This is a genomic window from Streptomyces sp. NPDC091377 (assembly GCF_044757045.1).
GTDB lineage: Bacteria > Actinomycetota > Actinomycetes > Streptomycetales > Streptomycetaceae > Streptomyces.
The window spans coordinates 308,331-325,110 of record NZ_JBIVUE010000005.1; the positions used below are offsets into that span (position 1 = coordinate 308,331).

A 16,780-nucleotide genomic window follows, 5' to 3' on the forward strand; every position below is an offset into this window, starting at 1 on the left:
ATCTCCGGACGGTTGCGCTCACGTGCGGTCGAAATACGGTCATGGTGACCCATCGATCCGACCCGAGTGAGGTGCAGATGTCCGTAAGACGAGTGGTGGCCGTCCTGGCGCTGGCGCCGGTCCTCCTGCTGTCCGCCCTGCCCGGCGCCGCACAGGCGGCGGCGTACGAGCGCGGCGGACCGGCGTCGCACAAGAACCGTTTCGACCTCCAGGCCCACCGAGGCGGCCTCGGGATGACGACGGAGTCCTCCCTGGAGGGCTTCGCGAAGGCGCTGCGGCTGGGGGTGACCACCCTGGAGCTGGACACCCAGGTCACCAAGGACCGCAAGGTGGTCGTCACCCATGACCGTCAGGTCAGCGCCACGAAGTGCCGGGACACGGGGCCGGTGGTGGCGGGCGATCCGCTGTACCCGTACGTCGGCAAGTACATCAAGGATCTGACGCTGGACCGGATCCGGACGATGGACTGCGGCTACCAGCAGTTGCCCGGCCACCCCGGGCAGGAGGTCGTCGGCGGGCTGCGGATGGTCGAGCTGAAGGAGGTGCTGGACCTGGTCAGGAGCTACCGCGCCAAGCAGGTGAAGCTGAACATAGAGACCAAGGTCGAGGCGGGCGCCCCCGAGCAGACCGCGCCGCGCGACCTGTTCGTGCGCCGGGTGTACGAGGAGATCCGCAGGTCGGGCATCGAGGACCAGGTGACCATCCAGTCCTTCGACTGGGGCGCGCTGAAGGCGATGCACGAACTGGCCCCGAGGTGGCCGCTGGTCGCCCTCACCAACTACGACTTCCTCCAGGTCGGCAAGCCCGGCGCCTCGCCCTGGCTGGGCGGGATCGACGCCGACGACCACGACGGCGACTTCGTCCGGGCCGCCGCCACCGTCCCCGGCGTCAAGGCGCTCTCCCCGAACTACGGCTTCCCCCAGAACGGCAAGGTCGGTGACCCGGGCTTCCGGTTCTACCCGGACCGGAAGATGATCGCCGACGCGCATGCCAGGGGCCTGAAGGTCGTCCCGTGGACCTGCGACGACCCGGCGACCGTCGAGGCGCTGATCGACATGGGCGTGGACGGCATCATCACCGACTACCCGGACCGGGTCCGCGAGATCATGAAGGACCGGGGCATGCGGCTGCCGAAGTCGTACGGGCCCCGGTGACCGAAGGACTGGTGACCGAAGGACCGGTGACCGAAGGACCGGCGAGCGGCGAGCGGCGAGCGGATGACCGGCGGCCGGATGACTGGCGACCCGCAACCTGCAACCCGCAACCCGCAACCCGCAACCCGCAACCAGATGACCTGCGACCCGCGCCCTGCGACCGGATGACCGTTTCGTTCAAGACCGGGCCGCCGTCCGACGGCTACCGTCACGGCCATGGCACCGATCGACAGTGACACCCTGCACCTGAGCACCCGTATCGACCGCCCCGTCCAGGACGTCTACGACTACGCCTCGATCCCGTCCCACCTGCCCGAATGGGCGGCGGGACTGGGACGTACCGTCGAGCACCGGGACGGGCGCTGGTTCGCGGACTCCCCCATGGGCCGGGTGGAGGTCGTCTTCGCGCCGCGCAACGAGTTCGGCGTGCTGGACCACGACGTCACCCTTCCGTCGGGCGAGACGGTCCACAACCCGGTCCGGGTGATCGCCGACGGCGCGGGCTGCGAGGTCGTCTTCACCCTGCGCCGCCGGCCGGGCATGAGCGACGAGGAGTTCCGGCGCGACGCGGACACGGTGACCGCGGACCTGGCGACCCTCAAGGAACTCGTGGAACGGGGCGCTTAGCCGACCCGTTGGAGTGCCGCGTCGCGGTACGCGGCGACGCGGGAGCCGGACTGGCGCCGCGCCATCCGCCGGAGCACGACGGGCGCGAGGACCAGTCCCAGCAGCGCCCAGGCCCCGAGCACGCCCAGGGTCTCCAAGTGACGCCAGGACTGGCCGATCTCCACCGCGGCCATGTCCTGCGGCAGCAGCGCGGACCGCATGCCCAGCCCCAGCCAGTAGACGGGGAACACCTGGGCGATGCCCTGGAGCCAGTCGGGCAGCGCGGTGATCGGATAGAAGATGCCGGAGACCCCGATGAGCCCCATCACCGGGAGCGACATGACACCGGCCGCGCGCGGGTTGGACGCCAGCGCGCCGAACACGGCCCCGAGGGATTGCGTGCCCAGCAGCCCGAGCATCACCACCCAGGCCAGGGTGAGCCACGATCCGGCGCTGTCGAGCCGGAGTCCGTCGACGATGAACGCCCCGGGGATCAGCAGAATGGCGAGATAGACGAGGACGGAGCCGGACGTGGTGACGAGTTTGCCCAGGAAATAGCCACGGATACCGTGCGGAAGGGTTCTGGCGCGCAGGAGTGTGCCGTCCTCGCGTTCCACGGTGAGGTACTGCATGACGAGGATCATTCCCAGCGCGATGAACATGCCCAGCACGCCCGGCATCACGAGCGTGCCCAATGCGAAGCCGGTGTCCCGGAACTCCCGGTCCCGCAGGAAGAAGACCGCCGTGAGGGTCGCCACGGGCCAGAGCAGTTGATTGACCAGTTCGAAACCCGCGAACGCCTGGCGCAGTTCGATCAGCCCGCGGGAGAATCCGGTGCGTACGGCGGTCGTGGTGGCTGCACCTGCCTTTCCGGCCTTTCTTGACTTTCCGGCCTTTCTTGCCTTTCCGGTTTTTCCGGCTGTGGTGGCCGGGCCGGTGGCCGTCGTGGGGGATTTCATCGCGCCGCCGCCTTCCGTACCGGGCCGATGGCCTCGGTCTTCCCGGATTCGGCTTGTCGTACGAGGGACAGATAGGTGGCTTCGAGCGAGGAGCGGTGGACTTCGAGTCCGGAAACACCCTCGCCGCCCCGCGCGAAGAGGTCGCGGACGAAGCGGGTGGAGTCACGGACCGACTCGACGTGCCGCCGGCCGTCCTGGGTCCAGCGCACCTCGTCCCGGCCGACGAGGCGCTCGGCGAGTTGACCGGCCGTGCCGTCGGCGACGATCCGCCCGTCGTCGAGGATCACGATACGGTCCGCGAGTTTCTCCGCCTCGGCCAGATCGTGGGTGGTGAGCATGATCGTGGTCTCCCCCGTCGCGACGAGTCCCAGGATGAGGTCGTGGAACGTATGACGGGCCTCCGGATCGAAGCCGACGGTGGGTTCGTCCAGGAACAGCATCTCGGGGCGGCCCACCATGCCGATCGCCACGTCCAGGCGGCGCCGCTGCCCGCCCGAGAGCATCCTGATCGGCCGGTCGGCATGCCCGGTCAGCCCGACGTGGGCGATGAGTTCGTCGGCGTCCCAGGGGCGCTGGATGTCCGCGGTGGAGTAGGCGGCGTAAAAGGCGCCCATGTGGACGAGCAGGTCCCGTACCCGCCATTTCGCGTGATCCCGCCAGGACTGGAGGACGATTCCCACCCGGGCCCGCCAGAGTTCGTCACCACGCTCGGGGTCGGCCCCGAGGACCGAGACCCGTCCGGCCGAACGTTTCCGGAATCCTTCCAGAATCTCGATCGTGCTGGTTTTCCCGGCCCCATTGGGGCCCAGCATCACCAGCACCTCACCTCGATACGCCCGGAAGGTGACGTCCTTGAGGACGTCGTTGTCGCCGTAGCGCATACGCAATCCGTCGACTTCCAGGACGACTTCACCGTGCGTTGTCATCGACATGCAGTCAACCTAGATTGACAGCAGGAGCTTGTCAACCTAGGTTGCTCACCGGGCGACGGGCCCGTCCTCCATGGGCAAGACCCCCGGGAGGGTCGCGCGCCACCCGCCCGGATCACCGCACGGGCGCGCTGCTCCGCCCCTGGCCCCGCCCGCTCAGCTCGGCGTCGAGCGTCTCCTGCGCGACACGCATCCCCTCGGCGTGGACCGGCTCCTGGAGCCGCCGCCACATCTCGTCCTCGGCGACCACCTCGACCAGGGTGGAGACCCACCAGATGTTGCCGAAGGGGTCCTTGACCCGGCCGCCGCGGAACCCGAACGCGTCGTCCATCACCTCGGTGACGATCCGCCCGCCCGCGGCCACGGCACGCGCCATGGCCGCATCGGCGTCCGGCACATACACGTTCAGCAGACTCGGCATGACCGGCCAGTCCGCCCGCCGGTCGAAGGCCAGGACGACGGTGTCCTCGACCCTGATCTCCGCATGCCCGATCAGCCCGTCCTCGGTGGTCACCCGCGCCAGTTCCACCCCGCCGAACGCCTGGGCGACAAAATCCAGGAACGCCCCCGTGTCGTCCGTGACCACCCACGGCGAGACGGCGGTGTACCCCTGCGGCGCTGCGTTCTTCTGCTCGGGCATCGTGCGTCCTTCACTTCGTCGTTCACCGTCACCACGGCGGCGCGGTTCGTGTCGATCACGACGATAGGAACCCACTAGGTCAGATCACGTCCTAGTGACACGGTGGACGGGAGGCCGGATAGGGTCACCGGGCGAAGTGGGCCGGTCAGGTAGGGAGATCCCGATGTCCATGCACGAGATCGAGGACCTGGTCGCGGACTCGGTCCGCGTCCTGGACCTCCACACCCCGTCGGACGACGCGCGCGTCCGGGACTGGTTCGCGGTGCTGTACGGCTTCCAGGGCCGGTACGACTGCTCGTTCACGCACTTCCGGGTGATGGACATCCTGCTGCGCCGCCGATACGCGTACCGGTTCCCGATCGACCGGCACCCGGACCACGCCGAACGATCCGCGTACTTCGACGCGCTGTCCGAGTTCACCGGCCTGCGCGAGTTCGACGAGAACGCGCCGGAGTTCGAGGGCTATGACTCCTGGCTCGAAGACGGCTACGTCGACCCGCCGTTCCTCTACTGCGACGCCGGCACCGACCTGTGGCGGCGGATGGTCGCCGTCGGTGAACTCGGGGGCCCGGAAGCCGCGGCGCCCCGCCGCACCCCCCTGATCGACGTGGTCCGCGAGGTCGCCGTCGCCGCCGAGAAGGAGCGGGACCACGACCTCATCGGCCTGTGGTACGCCTTCGGGTGCGACACCCTTGTCGGCGGCCCCGCGGGCTGTCCCTTCGACGTCACCGAACTCGCCGAGATGCCCGCCGTGCGGGACCTCCGTGCCGTGGTCCGCCGCACCGACGCCCTGTCCCTCGCCCAACGCTCGCCCTACGCGGTGCCGTCGGAGTTCGCCGAGCACCACGAGCTGGAAGCCTGGTGGTGGGACCTCTAGCGGCCCGCACCCGCCGAGGGACGCACCCAGCGACGCCGTCCCCTAGTCGCAGATCTCGACGGTGCCGACGTAGTCGAGCTTCTTCCTCAGGACGTAGCCGGTCGCGCTGCCCGAGATGACCTCGTCAACGGTGCCGTAGTAACGGTCGTCCACGGGCGGGGGGTAGCTCGCGGACTCCCGGCGGAAGAACAGGGTGCCCGAGGCCACGTCGCCGATGCGGTTCCCTCCGGAGTCCCAGATCTGGCCCTTGTTGTTCACCCGGTACTGCTGCCGCAGCGGACAGGCACGCGTGGGTGACGGCTTGGGCGCGGGACGCTCCGGCGGCCTGGAGGACTCCGTCGGACGCGGGGCCCGCGACGTGGGCGAGGCCGTCGGCCGGGGTTCCCGCGGCGGCGACGAGGCGTTCGGCGCGGGATGCGGTGTCGCACGGGGCGTAGGAGTGGGCGTGGCGCTCGACGTGGTCGAGGGGGACGCCGACGGTACGGGCACCGTCAGGAGCGGCGGAGTGGAGCGGGGCGGATCCGAGGCGTCGTGCCCACTGAGGAGGACCGCTATCAGCCCCGCGAGCACGACGACCATCACCCGCTGCGCCCCGGGCCGCAGCGGTCCGTGCGCGAAGCAGTTGTACTGGACGGCCTTGTCCCCGATCACATTGCCGTCCCCGTTGACCGTGCAGGGCTGGCCCGGGCATTCGGCGGAGCACTTCTTCGTCACGGGTCAGTGGAAGTGGTTCTTCTGGATGATGCGGTCGCCGCATGCGACGCCCCGGCCGCCGTTCACCACGACGTGGTACTTGCCGGGTGGAACGTCGGCGCCGGACCCGGTCGCCGACCCGCTGCCCTCGTCCGCCGCGGTACCGGGCTCGACAGCGCCGCCTGTGGCACCGCGCCTCCGTGACACCAGGGAGGTCAGTGCCTCCCACCCCCTCCTTCCGGCCCGCTGGACCGTCTCCGTCAACCCACCCACCAGCCCGGCCGTCAAGGCGCCGACCATCAGTTCCATCGCAGGCACTGTTCCCCCTTTGCCGAGTCACCCCGTCCTGGATCGAGATGACGTCACCGAGGCCCAGTATGGTCAGCGCTCTCCTAGATCCTTTGTCGGTGACACGACCGGACGCGGCATGACCTCGGGGGACGCCACAGCGTTTTCGCCCGCACGGGTGAAGCACCGGACGACGGCACGGGCAGCCTCATGTCTCGTCCGGCCAGGCCGTGAGGGTCTCGCCGGTCTCGTCGTCCACCAGAACGACCCGCGTCCCCGGGAGACTGCCGTAGCTGCCCACCCAGGCGATGAACTTGCGCCTGGCGACCGCCTCGGTCTCCCACCAACCGGTCTGCACCTGGAGTCCGTCGATGGTGAGGGAGAGGCGGTAGCGCTCCTCGACGCCCATGGGGTCAGGGTCCCGCGCCGACACGGACTGTGCCAGCGCACCCCCTCTGACGTGCGGCGATGCCGCCGGACGGGTCAGCCTTCGAGTCGGTGAGGCGACTGGTGGCCCGGTCGGGGCGTGGGCCGGTGGCCGGTGGCCGGTGGAGCCCCTCCCGCCGGGAGTTCGCGGTCTCCCGGCGGGAGGGGCGTCGTGAGGGTGCGACCCTGACCCATCGGTCGCCCGGGCTCCATGCCGGGGGTCAGGGACGGCGGCGGACGTCGACGCAGTAGCGGTGGACCCGGCCCGCTCTCGTCGCCCCGCCGGACGGGCTGACCTTGTCGTACGGCACCCAGACGTCACCCGATTCGATCGGCTTGTCGCAGACCAGGCACATGACCTGACCACGCAGTGCGGCGTGGTGATCGCAGAGAACCAGGACGGACCGGGCGAGCCGCTCCACACGCGCCACCTCCGCGGTCAGCCCCTCCGGCACCGGCTCGTCCAGCCGCCGCCGTGCCTCGCGCACGCCGACCGCCGCGACCCGGGCCGGGCAGTCGTCCAGGGGCTGCGCGTCGGCGAACCGCTCGACCTGGGGGATCAGGTGTTCCAGGTACCGGCGGAAGTCGGCGCCGAAGCGCTTCACCGCCTGGCGGCGCAGTACGGCCTTCTGGTCGCGGAACCACACGGCCTGGGCCCGCATGATGCCGGTCGACGGGACCGGGGCCGTGGCCTGCGGCTCGCTGGTGACGGCGTTCACCGGCTGCCCGTAGGGCGGTGCATCGGGCACGCGCACGGTTCCAGTTGGTCAAGGCCCCAGAGGTTCCCGGCGGGTTCGTAGTCGTGGGGCACGACCACGGTGGCGCGCGGCGGGGTCACCCGTCCGTCCCGCGTCACGGTGTACACGTCGATGGTCATCTTCACGCCGGGTGGGCGTGGCGGCGGTGGGACGATACGGTTGGTCATGTTGACGCTTCTCTCTGCTTCGAGCGTTGGCCATCCCCGGGACCGGTCGCACGGTCGCCGGGACTTTCACTTCGGGGCAGGGTCAGAATCGGGCGGCGGACTCGATGGGGTCGGCGTTCGGCACGTTGACGACGAACGCCCGGTGGACTGCCAGCCACGTGTCGAACTGCTCCTGGTCCGCTTCACGAAGGCCGCACAGGCGGTGTATCGGGGTGACGATCCCCTGCGCCTGGCCGCTCTCGATGAGTTCGGCCAGCCTGGCCCACTGCGGTCGGTCCGTCATCGGCGTAGCGGCGCCGGACGGGTCGACCAGTTCGTCGGCCACGCTCCAGTCTCGGGCTGCGGCGTACGCGCGCAGATCGGTGAGAACCCGTTCGGTGTGCCCGTCGGGGAGGCACACGTACAGCACGACGCTGATGCGCCGGACGCCGCCGGTGGCAGCGTCCGCGATCTGTGTCCGACGGGCCTGTTCGGTTCGTGTCCTGGGCATACCGATACCGTCCCGCTGCACGACGTGTACGTGAAGAAGCGCCCCGTACGATTCTGCGGATTGCTGCTTCCGCCAGTCGTACGGGGCGCTTGCCCACGCCCTGCGACTCCTCGTCAGATCACTGGCAGGGTAAGAGTGTTGGGGGCATCAAGCTCCACCTCTCGTACGTCACATACGAGTCACACGGCTGTCCTGGCTGCCGAGGGCAGGGAGCCGTTCGCTCCTGTCGGCGCCACGCCGATCAGCTCCGACACCCGCCTGAGCCGCGCGGTGCCCGCCTTCCCGATCTTCTGCACGATCACACCGGGCAGGGCCTGATGACGACCCCACTCGGGATCTTTGGTCAGAGCCTTCTCCAGAACGTCGAGGGACGCGTCCCACATCTTCGCGTCGGCGTACGCCATGGCCCGGTCCATCTGGTACCGGTTGGTCGCAGCCCCCGACAGTGCGGACAGGTCGTCGTCCTGGATGGACTTCATCAGGGTCAGCGCCTTGCCCGTGTTACCGAGGGCCAGGTTGATGCCGACAGCCTGCGTCGTCGCGGAAACCGGCCCGAACAAAGTTCCGTGGGCCTGGTGTTCACCGCCCATGCGGGCACCCGTGGCATGGGACTGGCTGAGGTAGTCGGCGGTCCGCTCCTTGTCGCCCGTCCGGCTCGCCACCACCGCCGCGAAGTTCACGTGCGATCCGAACGCCACCAGCTCGTTCTTCGACGCCTTCGAGAAGCGGGGCTCGATGTCGACGGCGGACTTCTCCGCCAGCCGCAGGGCGTCCGCCAGCCTGGCGTCCCGCAGATACACCCAGGCCCGCCCGGAGGTGACCAGCGCTTGACGAAGCTCGTCGCCACCCCGCTCGGCGGCGACCTGCGCCTGCCCGATGGCCGCGTACGCCAGATCCCGGTTCCCCATGAGGTTCGCCACGTACCCGGCGAGCCGGTAGGCATCCGACATCACGCCCCACGCCGGCGACTGCTCCCCGGCGGCCTGTTCTCGCAGGCGGGCAGCCGCCGAGGTGATGAAGGGCGCGGCGATCGCTCCGGCCTCGGCGTACCGGCCGTCCCAGTACAGCCGCCAGCAGCGGTCCGTGATGTCCCGGAGTTCGTCCAGACCTGCCGCTTCCACACCTTCGGGGACGAGGCCGGCAGCCGTGTCGTGGACGGCCCGTGAGAGGTCGCGCATCATCGTGCGGTCCTGCTGCTCCATCGCACGGCGCGGGGCCTGCTGGCCGAGGATGACCGAGGTGTCGACCCCGATCGCGTCGGCGATCCTCAACAGCGTCTGGAGGGTGAGTCGTTTGTCCTGCTCGGCTTGCTGGACGGTGGGCAGTGAAAGCCCGGTCATGTCAGCGAGGTCGCTCTGCCGGATGCTCTTCCCGCGAAGGATCTTGATGCGCTCGCCGGTCGTGTAGTCGCTCCAACGGGCCATACTGGTCTCCATTCCTAGCGTCCACTAGGAAACGGTACCCCCGACCTCTCAACGGGCGGACCCGTTACGGGCCTTACGGTCACCGAGCGTGAGCCCGCCGCCGTTCTGCGGGCCACCACAGAAACCCGGCCCGGTCGGTTCGTGACGGCAAGGGGCCACCCCCGCACGCGCGGGGAGCACCGGGATCGTCGGCGCGGTCGACGTCGCCAGGACGGGACCACTCCCACATACGCGGGAAGCACAGGAGATGACCAGCGCGGTTGTCGTCAGAGCACCCAGACTCTGCCCACTTCACTCAAGCCAGGCCAGGCGAAGACGCAGATCCTCGTCCGCCCCCCGAAGGGCAACCCCGACGCCCCCAGGTCCTCCGCTGACCCTCGCAGGGCCACCGCAACCCCCGACGTGCAGCAACCCCCCGGCCGGGTGACGCTGAAGTATGACGTCAGCGACCCCCGTGGTGATCTACCCGCCCGACGAGCAGGGCGGCCGACGGGTACGCGTGGCCGGGCAGATCCTCGGTCGCGCCTACTCCGTGAACGACGTCGCCCGGATGCTCCAGGAGGTCGGGCTCCATGACTGGGACGAGATGGACGTCGTACGCAGCGCCCTGATCGAGTGGCGCGGCGGCGGACCGGACCGGTGGGGGCCGGACTAGAACGGCTGACCGGCGGTCCGGACGAAGACGGCTGGCCGGCGGCCCGGCCGCGGCGGCTCCCGGCGGCGACCCACCCTTGCCCCGCCCCCACCTCGCCCCTAGCCTGCTTTTGTGCCGCTAATAAACAAACTCCGGTTCCACAGCGCCGTGGCCGGACACGATCCCGAACTCCGCCGCCTCCGTACCGTCCTGACCTGCTTCTTCGCCCTCGACGGCGTCATCTTCGCCGGGTGGGTCGTCCGGATCCCCGACATCAAGCACCAGACCGGCGCCTCCGCCAGCGCGCTCGGGCTCGCCCTCCTCGGTGTCTCCGCCGGAGCCGTCATCACCATGATGATCACCGGCCGCCTCTGCCGACGCTACGGAAGCCATCGCGTCACGGTCGCCTGCGCCGTACTCCTCTCCCTCAGCATCACCCTCCCCCCGCTCACCCACTCCCCGCCGGCCCTCGGCCTCGTCCTGCTCGTGTTCGGCGCCGCCTACGGCGGTATCAACGTGGCCTTCAACAGCGCCGCCGTCGATCTCGTGACCGCCCTGCGGCGTCCGATCATGCCCAGCTTCCACGCCGCCTTCAGCCTGGGCGGCATGGTCGGCGCCGGGCTCGGCGCGCTGGTGGCCGGGAGCCTCTCCCCCACCCGCCATCTGTTCATCCTCGCCGTGATCGGCCTGCTCGTCACCGCCGTCGCCGGACGCGCCCTGCTGCGCATCCCACCGCCCCGCCTCCCCGAACGCACCCCGGGAACCGCGGGCGGCGGCCCGCACCGGCTCGCCGGGCGGGAGCGGCGACTCGTGACCGTCTTCGGGCTGATCGCCCTGTGCACGGCGTACGGCGAAGGCGCCATGGCCGACTGGGGCGCCCTGCATCTGGAGCAGGACCTGGACGCGTCCCTCGGCATGGCCGCGGTCGGCTACTCCTGCTTCGCGCTCGCCATGACCGTCGGTCGGCTGAGCGGGACGGCCCTGCTGGAGCGGCTCGGCCCCACCCGTACCGTGCTGCTCGGCGGGCTCACCGCCGCGCTCGGCATGCTGCTGGGCTCCCTCGCCCCGTCCGTCTGGGCGGCCCTGATCGGCTACGCCGTCACCGGACTCGGCCTCGCCAACCTCTTCCCGGTCGCCGTCGAGCGCGCCGGTGCCCTCGCCGGGCCCAGCGGGGTCGCCGTCGCCTCCACCTTCGGTTACAGCGGCATGCTGCTCGGCCCTCCGGCGATCGGCTTCATGGCCGACTGGTTCTCGCTGACCGCCGCCCTCACCAGCGTCGCGGTCCTCGCCGCCGTCGCCGCGCTCATCGGCTTCCTGACCCGGCGGGCCCTCACCCCCACCGGCTGACGACCGGGCCGCGCGGCGGGCTCGGAACGGTTCTTCCGGGGCTCTCTTGCGTGAACAGGCATACCGTCCGGCAGACTCACCCCATGGACACCTCCCGTCTCCTCGACACCCTCGACGCCGAGGGCCGGTCGCTCGCCACGGCCGCCCGGCAGGCCGGGACCGACGCCACGGTGCCGACCTGTCCGGAGTGGCGGATCGCGGACCTGCTGCGACACACGGGCGCGGTCCACCGCTGGGCGGCGGGCTTCGTCGCCGAGGGACTCAAGCGGCCACGCCCCCTCGACGCGCCACCGGAGGTGGACGGGGCCGAGTTGGTGGACTGGTACCAGGACAGTCACCGCACCCTGGTCGAGACCCTGCGTACGGCCGCGCCGGACATCGACTGCTGGACCTTCCTCCCCGCGCCCTCGCCGCTGGCCTTCTGGGCCCGGCGCCAGGCGCACGAGACCACCGTGCACCGGTTCGACGCCGAGTCAGCGCTGTCGGGCCCGCAAGTCCCCCAGGTGCCCCAGATTCCGCAGGTCCCGCAGATCCCGCAGGCCACACACATCCCGTCGGCCGGACCTGCGGTGCCCGCGCCCTCCCCCGTCGCCCCCGGCTTCGCCGTCGACGGCATCGACGAACTGCTCCGCGGCTTCCACGCCCGTTCCCGCAGCCGGGTGCGCACGGACGAGCCCCGGGTGCTGCGCGTACGCGCCACCAACACCCGCCTTCACACCCGCGCGGACGCCGACGCAGAACCCGACCCGGACACCGACACCGGCGCCGACGCCGTATGGACCGTACGGCTGTCGCAGGAGCCGCCGGTCACCACGCGCGGCGCGGACGGACCGGCGGAGTGCGAACTGGCCGGTCCCGCCGATCAGTTGTACCTGGCGCTGTGGAACCGGGTCCCGATCCCGCAGGTGTCCGGCGACCCGGCCCTCGCGGCGCTGTGGCGGGAGCTGTCCGGGATCTGACCATGGGCGGGACGGCCGTCAGCTCCCCTGGCGGCCCACTGCCGCGTCACCCTCGCCCGCCAGCATCCGCGTCAGCACCCCGCGCTGCACCGGCAGCACGGCCCCGTGCAACGCGCGGCCCTTCTCGGTGAGCAGGACCCGTACGCCCCGCCGGTCCTCCGCGCACATGGCCCGCTCCACCAGCCCGTCCCGTTCGAGGCGGGCGACCAGCCGGGACAGGGCGCTCTGGGTGAGGTGGATCCGGTCGGCGATCTCCTGGACCCGGAAGGAGCAGTCACCGCCCGGGACGGCGCCCTCGGCGAGCACGTCGAGCACCTCGAAGTCGCTGGCGCCCAGGCCGTGTTCATGCAACACGCGGTCGAGTTCGCACTGGGTGCGGGCATGCAGCGCGAGGATGTCGCGCCACCGCTCCACGAGCGCCCGCTCGCCTCTCTTCTCCGGCATGGGCGGCACCGTAGCAGAGACGGAGTTTTATTGCATCAGAATTAAATGCACTTGCACTGAATGCGTATGCATGTAGTGTCAGCGCTCATGACCTCTCCGCTCACCGTCTCCGCCTCCGAGGGCCGCTGGACGCCCCGCCTGTGGGGCACCCTGCTGGTGCTCTGCGCCGCGATGTTCCTCGACGCGCTGGACGTGTCGATGGTCGGTGTCGCCCTGCCGTCCATCGGCTCCGACCTCGGCCTCTCCACCTCGACCCTGCAATGGATCGTCAGCGGCTACATCCTCGGCTACGGCGGCCTCCTGCTCCTCGGCGGACGCGCCGCCGACCTGCTCGGCCGCCGCCAGGTCTTCCTGGTCGCGCTCGGTGTCTTCGCCGTGGCCTCACTGCTCGGCGGACTGGTGGACTCGGGCCCGCTGCTGATCGCCAGCCGCTTCATCAAGGGCCTCAGCGCGGCGTTCACCGCGCCCGCGGGCCTGTCGATCATCACCACCACCTTCCCCCAGGGCCCGCTGCGCAACCGGGCCCTGTCCATCTACACCACCTGCGCCGCCACCGGCTTCTCCATGGGGCTGGTCCTCTCCGGTCTGCTCACCGAGGCCAGTTGGCGGCTGACCATGCTGCTGCCCGCGCCCATCGCCCTGATCGCGCTGATCGCCGGTCTGAAGCTGCTGCCGCGCAGCGCCCGTGAACGCGACCACCAGGGCTACGACATCCCCGGCGCCGTTCTCGGCACCGCCTCGATGCTGCTGCTGGTCTTCACGGTCGTCCAGGCTCCTGAGGTCGGCTGGACATCGGCCCGCACCCTGCTGTCCTTCCTGGCCGTGGCCGCCCTGCTCACCGTCTTCGTCCAGGTCGAGCGGCGTTCACCGGGTCCGCTGATCCGGCTGGGCGTCCTGCGCTCCGGCAACCAGATCCGCGCCCAGCTCGGGGCCATGGCCTTCTTCGGCTCGTACGTCGGCTTCCAGTTCCTGGTCACCCTCTACATGCAGTCACTGCTCGGCTGGTCGGCGCTGCACACCGCGCTCGCCTTCCTCCCGGCCGGTGCCGTGGTCGCGCTGTCGGCGACCACCGTCGGCTCGGTCGTGGACCGCTTCGGCACCCAGCGGCTGCTCGCCGTCGGCTTCGCGCTGATGGTCGCCGGGTACGCGCTGTTCCTCGGCGTCGATCTCGACCCGACGTACGCCGCCGCGATCCTGCCCAGCATGCTGCTCATCGGCGCCGCCTGCGCCCTGGTCTTCCCGGCCCTCAACATCCAGGCCACCAACGGCGTGGACGACCACGAGCAGGGCATGGTCTCAGGACTGCTCAACACCTCGGTGCAGGTCGGCGGCGCCCTCTTCCTGGCCGTGGTGACGGCAGTGGTGACCGCGGGAGCCCCCGAGACCGCCACCGCGCAGGCCGTGCTGGACAGTTACCGCCCCGGCCTGCTCGTCATCACCGGCGTCGCCACGGCCGGACTGCTCCTGTCCCTGACCGGGCTCCGCGGCCGGGCCAGGAAGGAGTCCCTCGTGGTCACCCGGTCCACCCCGCGGGAGGCGGAGGCGGCCGAGCGCGTGGCGACCCGCGACTAGATCGCGACCGCAGACGCTCGACCTCGGGGGAACGAACGCCTCCGGCGGATGCCCGGCGAAGCGCACTTGCCTCGCCGGGCATCCGCGTCGGACACTCCGGGGAGGAAGCAGCGGACTTACGGGGGAACCGGGATGAGTACGTACGAGGGGGAGCGGTCACGCGGCGATCGGGACGCGAGGACCGTCGAGATCGGGTACGCGCTCGTCAGCGGGGTGTTCGCGGCGGCCCTGCTCTTCGGGGCGGTGGCCGGCCCGGCGCTGCTCCTCGACCTCCACGGCACCTTGGAGAGCGGGCTGCGGATCGCGGGGCTGGTGCTCGCCCCGCTCCTGTTCACCGTCCGGGTGGTGAGCGTGCTCCAGAAGTTCGAGCGCTCCCGTCAGCCCAGCCAGCCCGGCCGTACCAGTCCCGACTCGTAGGCCAGCACCACCAGTTGGGCCCGGTCGCGCACGCCCAGCTTCACCATCGTACGGCTGACATGGGTCTTCGCGGTGAGCGGGCTGACCACCAGCCGCCGGGCGATCTCCTCGTTGGACAGACCGATCCCGACCAGGGCCATCACCTCCCGTTCCCGCTCGGTGAGTTCCCCGAGCGTGCCGGTCGCGGCGGGTTCCTTGGAGCGGGCGGCGAACTCGGCGATCAGCCGTCGGGTCACCCCGGGCGACAGCAGCGCGTCCCCCGCGACCACGGCCCGTACCGCCCGGACGAGTTCCTCCGGTTCGGTGTCCTTCACCAGGAAGCCCGAGGCTCCGGAGCGGATGGCCTCGAAGACGTACTCGTCCAGTTCGAAGGTGGTCAGCATGACCACCCGCACGTCCCCGAGTTCCGCGTCCCCGGTGATCCGGCGGGTCGCGGCCAGGCCGTCCAGCACCGGCATGCGGATGTCCATCAGGACGACGTCGGGGCGGAGTTCACGCACCGTGCGCACGGCCTCCTCCCCGTCGGACGCCTCCGCCGTCACCTCGATGTCCGCCTGCGCGTCCAGCAGCGCGCGGAACCCGGCCCGCACCAATGACTGGTCGTCGGCGAGCAGTACGCGGATCACCGGTCCTCCTCCTCGTGTCCATCGGCCGTGGCTCGCCGCGCCCCCGCCGTGCCGGCGTCGTGCGCCCGCTCCGGCCCGCTCCCGCCTCGCGTGAGCGGCAGCACGGCCCGTACCCGGAATCCGCCGTCGTCGCGGCGGCCCGCCTCGATGGTGCCACCGAGGGCGGCGGCCCGCTCCCGCATCCCGGCCAGTCCGTTGCCGCTGCCGCCGGCCTCGGCGCCGGTCGCGGGCCCGTCGTCATCGATCCGCAGCCGCAGGGTCCCGCCGCCGTGGGTCACGCGCACCCGCGCCTGCCGCGACCCTGAATGCCGTACGACATTGGTGAGCGCTTCCTGGATGATGCGGAACGCGGCGAGATCGGTACCGGGCGCCAGCCGCGGCGGCCGTCCCTCCACCTCGACCGTCAGCCCGGCGGAGGCGGCCTGTTCCACCAGTTCAGGGAGCCGGTCCAGGCCGGGCGCGGGCGCGCGGGGGGCGTCGCCCGGGGCGCGGAGGGTGTCGAGCACCTGGCGGACCTCGCCGAGCGCCTCCTTGCTGGCCGACCTGATGGTGGTGAGCGCGGCCCGCGCCTGCTCCGGGTCGGAGTCCAGGAGGGCGAGCCCCATACCGGCCTGGACATGGATGACGGAGACACTGTGCGCGAGCACGTCATGGAGTTCGCGGGCGATCCGCAGCCGTTCCTCGTCGGCGCGGCGGCGGGCCGCCTGGGCGCGTTCGGCCCGCTCCTTGGCCCACTGCTCACGCCGCACCCGGGTCAGTTCGGCCACCGCGACGATCGCCGCCACCCAGGCCGCGATCACCAGTTCCTGCCCCCAGGGCGCGGGGGTGTCCCCGGCGGGCGGCAGCCAGCGGTACAGCCAGTGCGCGACCAGGACATGACCGCTCCACAGCATCAGCAGCGCCGCCCACGCGGCCCGGCGCCGCCCGACGACGAGCGCGCTGAAGAACCCGACGGCCACCGTCAGGAAGACCGGCCCGTACGCGTAGCCGGCGCCCAGATAGACCATCGCGGCCAGCGCCGTACCGAAGGCGACGGGGACCGGGTACCGCTTGCGGAACAGCAGCAGCACACATCCGGCGAGCAGCAGCAGGCGCGCGAAGGTGTCGAGCGGGGCGCGCTCACCCGACTGGGCCTGTGCGGCGAAGCTCGATCCGACGAGCACGATGACGGTCAGCGCGAGGGTGGAGCGCCAGGGCAGGCGGCTGTCGTCCTCCTCGTTCCAGCGGTTCCACGAGGACGGCCCGTGCCGCCACCAGGGCGGACCCGGCCATCGCCCCTGCTGCCTCTCCATGCCCGCCACGCTAGACGCCACCGGCCGCCCGCGCCGTCGGCCGGAGGGGGTGATCGGCCGTACTCCCGTGGAAGTACG

General features: G+C 71.0%; 20 protein-coding genes. 8 read left to right on the top strand and 12 right to left on the bottom strand.

Annotated elements, in window-relative coordinates; all coding sequences use genetic code 11:
- Positions 1-77: 77 nt before the first annotated feature.
- The gene (locus ACIQNG_RS13815; protein WP_401440061.1) at positions 78-1,154 is read left to right on the top strand and encodes a glycerophosphodiester phosphodiesterase family protein; all 1,077 of its coding nucleotides are present in this window, start codon (positions 78-80) and stop codon (positions 1,152-1,154) included.
- 216 nt (positions 1,155-1,370) lie between these two features.
- A complete protein-coding gene (locus ACIQNG_RS13820) occupies positions 1,371-1,781 on the top strand; it encodes an SRPBCC family protein (RefSeq protein ID WP_401484835.1) in 411 nt (136 codons plus the stop codon).
- On the opposite strand, the gene ACIQNG_RS13825 is transcribed toward ACIQNG_RS13820, so the two are convergent.
- The 3 genes from ACIQNG_RS13825 to ACIQNG_RS13835 all read right to left on the bottom strand — a co-directional run bounded on the left by ACIQNG_RS13825 (position 1,778) and on the right by ACIQNG_RS13835 (position 4,288).
- Complete coding sequence (locus ACIQNG_RS13825; RefSeq protein ID WP_401484837.1) at positions 1,778-2,719, bottom strand: ABC transporter permease; 942 nt, start codon at positions 2,717-2,719, stop codon at positions 1,778-1,780. The genes ACIQNG_RS13820 and ACIQNG_RS13825 overlap by 4 nt on opposite strands.
- On the bottom strand, positions 2,716-3,645 hold the full coding sequence (locus ACIQNG_RS13830) for an ABC transporter ATP-binding protein (protein WP_401485106.1): 930 nt from the start codon (positions 3,643-3,645) through the stop codon (positions 2,716-2,718). Before ACIQNG_RS13830 ends, ACIQNG_RS13825 begins: the two co-directional genes overlap by 4 nt.
- 118 nt (positions 3,646-3,763) lie before the next feature.
- Positions 3,764-4,288: a VOC family protein gene (locus ACIQNG_RS13835; RefSeq protein WP_401440069.1), complete on the bottom strand. Its 525-nt coding sequence runs from the start codon at positions 4,286-4,288 to the stop codon at positions 3,764-3,766.
- A gap of 163 nt (positions 4,289-4,451) precedes the next feature.
- On the opposite strand from ACIQNG_RS13835, the gene ACIQNG_RS13840 reads away from it, so the two are divergent.
- The gene (locus ACIQNG_RS13840; protein ID WP_401484839.1) at positions 4,452-5,165 is read left to right on the top strand and encodes a hypothetical protein; all 714 of its coding nucleotides are present in this window, start codon (positions 4,452-4,454) and stop codon (positions 5,163-5,165) included.
- 42 nt (positions 5,166-5,207) lie between these two features.
- Here ACIQNG_RS13840 and ACIQNG_RS13845 read toward each other — a convergent pair whose 3' ends face one another.
- The 6 genes from ACIQNG_RS13845 to ACIQNG_RS13870 all read right to left on the bottom strand — a co-directional run bounded on the left by ACIQNG_RS13845 (position 5,208) and on the right by ACIQNG_RS13870 (position 9,411).
- Entirely contained in the window at positions 5,208-5,879 is a 672-nt protein-coding gene (locus ACIQNG_RS13845) for a hypothetical protein (protein WP_401484841.1), read from the bottom strand.
- A 3-nt stretch (positions 5,880-5,882) separates the two neighbouring features.
- Positions 5,883-6,167: a hypothetical protein gene (locus ACIQNG_RS13850; RefSeq protein WP_401440074.1), complete on the bottom strand. Its 285-nt coding sequence runs from the start codon at positions 6,165-6,167 to the stop codon at positions 5,883-5,885.
- Between the two features lie 187 nt (positions 6,168-6,354).
- Complete coding sequence (locus ACIQNG_RS13855; protein WP_401440076.1) at positions 6,355-6,555, bottom strand: hypothetical protein; 201 nt, start codon at positions 6,553-6,555, stop codon at positions 6,355-6,357.
- 238 nt (positions 6,556-6,793) lie between these two features.
- Positions 6,794-7,321: a DUF6415 family natural product biosynthesis protein gene (locus tag ACIQNG_RS13860; protein WP_401484843.1), complete on the bottom strand. Its 528-nt coding sequence runs from the start codon at positions 7,319-7,321 to the stop codon at positions 6,794-6,796.
- Between the two features lie 258 nt (positions 7,322-7,579).
- Positions 7,580-7,987, bottom strand: a complete 408-nt coding sequence (locus ACIQNG_RS13865) for a hypothetical protein (RefSeq protein WP_401484845.1) — start codon at positions 7,985-7,987, stop codon at positions 7,580-7,582.
- Positions 7,988-8,166: 179 nt separating this feature from the next.
- A complete protein-coding gene (locus ACIQNG_RS13870) occupies positions 8,167-9,411 on the bottom strand; it encodes a helix-turn-helix domain-containing protein (protein ID WP_401484847.1) in 1,245 nt (414 codons plus the stop codon).
- Between the two features lie 436 nt (positions 9,412-9,847).
- On the opposite strand from ACIQNG_RS13870, the gene ACIQNG_RS13875 reads away from it, so the two are divergent.
- The 3 genes from ACIQNG_RS13875 to ACIQNG_RS13885 all read left to right on the top strand — a co-directional run bounded on the left by ACIQNG_RS13875 (position 9,848) and on the right by ACIQNG_RS13885 (position 12,351).
- Positions 9,848-10,066 (top strand): hypothetical protein, encoded by a 219-nt coding sequence (locus ACIQNG_RS13875; RefSeq protein WP_401484849.1) that lies wholly within the window; start codon positions 9,848-9,850, stop codon positions 10,064-10,066.
- Positions 10,067-10,177: 111 nt separating this feature from the next.
- A complete protein-coding gene (locus tag ACIQNG_RS13880; protein ID WP_401484851.1) occupies positions 10,178-11,392 on the top strand; it encodes an MFS transporter in 1,215 nt (404 codons plus the stop codon).
- A gap of 83 nt (positions 11,393-11,475) precedes the next feature.
- A complete protein-coding gene (locus ACIQNG_RS13885) occupies positions 11,476-12,351 on the top strand; it encodes a maleylpyruvate isomerase family mycothiol-dependent enzyme (RefSeq protein ID WP_401484853.1) in 876 nt (291 codons plus the stop codon).
- An 18-nt stretch (positions 12,352-12,369) separates the two neighbouring features.
- Here ACIQNG_RS13885 and ACIQNG_RS13890 read toward each other — a convergent pair whose 3' ends face one another.
- Positions 12,370-12,795 carry a MarR family winged helix-turn-helix transcriptional regulator gene (locus tag ACIQNG_RS13890; protein WP_401484855.1) on the bottom strand — a complete coding sequence of 142 codons (426 nt, stop codon included), beginning with the start codon at positions 12,793-12,795 and terminating at the stop codon, positions 12,370-12,372.
- Between the two features lie 87 nt (positions 12,796-12,882).
- Here ACIQNG_RS13890 and ACIQNG_RS13895 point away from each other — a divergent pair, with 87 nt between their 5' ends.
- Both ACIQNG_RS13895 and ACIQNG_RS13900 read left to right on the top strand, forming a co-directional pair.
- A complete protein-coding gene (locus ACIQNG_RS13895; protein ID WP_401484857.1) occupies positions 12,883-14,367 on the top strand; it encodes an MFS transporter in 1,485 nt (494 codons plus the stop codon).
- A gap of 132 nt (positions 14,368-14,499) precedes the next feature.
- A complete protein-coding gene (locus ACIQNG_RS13900; RefSeq protein ID WP_401430729.1) occupies positions 14,500-14,784 on the top strand; it encodes a DUF6332 family protein in 285 nt (94 codons plus the stop codon).
- On the opposite strand, the gene ACIQNG_RS13905 is transcribed toward ACIQNG_RS13900, so the two are convergent.
- Together ACIQNG_RS13905 and ACIQNG_RS13910 are read right to left on the bottom strand one after the other, a co-directional pair.
- Positions 14,745-15,410, bottom strand: a complete 666-nt coding sequence (locus tag ACIQNG_RS13905; RefSeq protein WP_401430731.1) for a response regulator — start codon at positions 15,408-15,410, stop codon at positions 14,745-14,747. The genes ACIQNG_RS13900 and ACIQNG_RS13905 overlap by 40 nt on opposite strands.
- Positions 15,407-16,702: a sensor histidine kinase gene (locus ACIQNG_RS13910; RefSeq protein ID WP_401484859.1), complete on the bottom strand. Its 1,296-nt coding sequence runs from the start codon at positions 16,700-16,702 to the stop codon at positions 15,407-15,409. Before ACIQNG_RS13910 ends, ACIQNG_RS13905 begins: the two co-directional genes overlap by 4 nt.
- Between the last annotated feature and the right edge of the window lie 78 nt (positions 16,703-16,780).

What these genes read in the sequence shown, in the direction of transcription:
- ACIQNG_RS13815 (WP_401440061.1), top strand. Translation starts at nt 78, where the DNA reads ATGTCCGTAAGACGAGTGGTGGCCGTCCTGGCGCTGGCGCCGGTCCTC.
- ACIQNG_RS13820 (WP_401484835.1), top strand. Translation starts at nt 1,371, where the DNA reads ATGGCACCGATCGACAGTGACACCCTGCACCTGAGCACCCGTATCGAC.
- ACIQNG_RS13825 (WP_401484837.1), bottom strand. Translation starts at nt 2,719, where the DNA reads ATGAAATCCCCCACGACGGCCACCGGCCCGGCCACCACAGCCGGAAAA.
- ACIQNG_RS13830 (WP_401485106.1), bottom strand. Translation starts at nt 3,645, where the DNA reads ATGACAACGCACGGTGAAGTCGTCCTGGAAGTCGACGGATTGCGTATG.
- ACIQNG_RS13835 (WP_401440069.1), bottom strand. Translation starts at nt 4,288, where the DNA reads ATGCCCGAGCAGAAGAACGCAGCGCCGCAGGGGTACACCGCCGTCTCG.
- ACIQNG_RS13840 (WP_401484839.1), top strand. Translation starts at nt 4,452, where the DNA reads ATGTCCATGCACGAGATCGAGGACCTGGTCGCGGACTCGGTCCGCGTC.
- ACIQNG_RS13850 (WP_401440074.1), bottom strand. Translation starts at nt 6,167, where the DNA reads ATGGAACTGATGGTCGGCGCCTTGACGGCCGGGCTGGTGGGTGGGTTG.
- ACIQNG_RS13855 (WP_401440076.1), bottom strand. Translation starts at nt 6,555, where the DNA reads ATGGGCGTCGAGGAGCGCTACCGCCTCTCCCTCACCATCGACGGACTC.
- ACIQNG_RS13865 (WP_401484845.1), bottom strand. Translation starts at nt 7,987, where the DNA reads ATGCCCAGGACACGAACCGAACAGGCCCGTCGGACACAGATCGCGGAC.
- ACIQNG_RS13870 (WP_401484847.1), bottom strand. Translation starts at nt 9,411, where the DNA reads ATGGCCCGTTGGAGCGACTACACGACCGGCGAGCGCATCAAGATCCTT.
- ACIQNG_RS13875 (WP_401484849.1), top strand. Translation starts at nt 9,848, where the DNA reads ATGACGTCAGCGACCCCCGTGGTGATCTACCCGCCCGACGAGCAGGGC.
- ACIQNG_RS13885 (WP_401484853.1), top strand. Translation starts at nt 11,476, where the DNA reads ATGGACACCTCCCGTCTCCTCGACACCCTCGACGCCGAGGGCCGGTCG.
- ACIQNG_RS13890 (WP_401484855.1), bottom strand. Translation starts at nt 12,795, where the DNA reads ATGCCGGAGAAGAGAGGCGAGCGGGCGCTCGTGGAGCGGTGGCGCGAC.
- ACIQNG_RS13895 (WP_401484857.1), top strand. Translation starts at nt 12,883, where the DNA reads ATGACCTCTCCGCTCACCGTCTCCGCCTCCGAGGGCCGCTGGACGCCC.
- ACIQNG_RS13900 (WP_401430729.1), top strand. Translation starts at nt 14,500, where the DNA reads ATGAGTACGTACGAGGGGGAGCGGTCACGCGGCGATCGGGACGCGAGG.
- ACIQNG_RS13910 (WP_401484859.1), bottom strand. Translation starts at nt 16,702, where the DNA reads ATGGAGAGGCAGCAGGGGCGATGGCCGGGTCCGCCCTGGTGGCGGCAC.